At 67.0% G+C, this 1,596-nt stretch carries 2 protein-coding genes; both read right to left on the minus strand.

Translation table 11 applies throughout. The features are described from left to right. Nucleotides 1-311 precede the first annotated feature (311 nt). Nucleotides 312-578, minus strand: a complete 267-nt coding sequence (locus tag VBE63_RS28990) for a hypothetical protein (RefSeq protein WP_323686445.1) — start codon at nucleotides 576-578, stop codon at nucleotides 312-314. Then, nucleotides 565-1,566 (minus strand): ParM/StbA family protein, encoded by a 1,002-nt coding sequence (locus VBE63_RS28995; protein ID WP_323686446.1) that lies wholly within the window; start codon nucleotides 1,564-1,566, stop codon nucleotides 565-567. The genes VBE63_RS28990 and VBE63_RS28995 overlap by 14 nt, the downstream gene beginning before the upstream one ends. Nucleotides 1,567-1,596 lie beyond the last annotated feature (30 nt).

The raw sequence follows: 1,596 nt of genomic DNA on the forward strand, positions 1-1,596 counted from the left end.
CAGTCTCTCAAGCTGGCATCCAGCCCAAACAACGCCTCGATCATCATCTCCTGGCCGTCCCGGAGTCCATCACGGGCGGCATGCAGATAGGCACGATTGAGGCGGTGAATCACCCCCAGGGTATCGTCGGGAATCAGCGGCATACATCGGCTCCTTTTGCGTCAGGCTGTGGATCTGACGCGAGCGTAGGGCGCCACCAGCCGGCGCTTCAGCCGCGACGACGCGCGACTGTCACAGGGGTGACATTTCGATCAGCAGGCGTTGTCTCGCGTGCGCGCGATGCATCATTGACAATACGGCGCAAGCATGAATTAGTCATCCAGCCGCAAGGCCGCCAACAGCTGTGCACGGCGCGGATCGGGCGCAGCGCTGGTGTCGGCGGCACTCGCCGTCTCTGCCCCAGCGCTCATCGCTGTTGGGTGCGATGCCGACGCCAAGGCTCGCCATCCCAGCAAGGCGAGTTGGCGTAAGCGCTCTGCGCGCGAGCGCACAGGCAGGGCGTTGAGCGCGGCATGCAGTTCCGGATGCTCGAGATCGCTCAAACGTACCTGCACCCGCAACGTCTCAGCGTCTGGCATAGTGGAAGTAGCCACGCGCATTGGCACTGACCGGGTCCACCGGCTGCTGCAATGGCACGCCCGGGAACAGCGCGCCGAGCGCCGGCGCAAACCAGCGCGCCCCGCCACCGGTGAGCAGGATCAGATCGACCTCGGTGTGTTCACGGCGCAGATCCTGGCGCAGGGCCTCCAAGGCGATCGGCACCCGCTCGGCGGCGGCCTGCTCCAGGTAGAGCGCGAGGGTCACGCGCTGACCGCGCGCGAGCATCGTGGCGCGAGCCTCAGCCAGCGCGCGTTCGATCGCCGCCACCGGCGGCTGGCCGCCGCGTTCGGTGGCGATCCGCCCTGCCGCCTGCTCGATCAGCACGCTCATCGCCTCCAGACTGGTGCCGGTGGTGGTCCGACGCAGATCACCGCCGACCAGCAGCGCCCAGTCGACCGAGAAGAAGCCGACATCGAGCACCAACACCGTCCCTTCGCTGATCCGATCCAAGACCTCAGGCTCCGCCTGCATCAGCACATCGATGAAGGTGCCGATCGGCTGCGCCAGAATCCGGACATCAGCGACCTCGACCCATCCACGCGGTGTCTGATGCGGACCGCGCAGCCGTTGGCGCAGCGCCTCGCGGCGGGCGGGGTCCATCGCCTGCGCGACCGGTAAGCCGGTGACCAGGCACTCGATGCGCGAGCTGGGCATCTGGCCCAAGGCCGCCAACCAGAGGGCCTGATCGCTGTCGCTCGCGGGGTAGTCGGCATGCAGTGCCCGCTGCCAGCCCGAGACCCGGCTCGGGCGGATGCCGGCGATCCAGGACTCGCCGTTGACGGTCACCTCAATCCCCTCCTCGGGAGGTGTTGAACGGCCGCCCTTCGCCGTCACGCCCAGTGTTTCGGCCACCATGGCCTTCGGGGCCGCCATGGCCGGTAACACCTGCAGCCGCGCTCGCCCTCCCGCCTGACCCCAGGCGAGCTTCAGATTGCTGTAACCAATATCCAGACCGACGAATGGCATCAACGCACTCCTCTATGGCTTGATCGAACA

Source organism: Lamprobacter sp. (assembly GCF_034860625.1).
Classification (GTDB): domain Bacteria; phylum Pseudomonadota; class Gammaproteobacteria; order Chromatiales; family Chromatiaceae; genus Lamprobacter.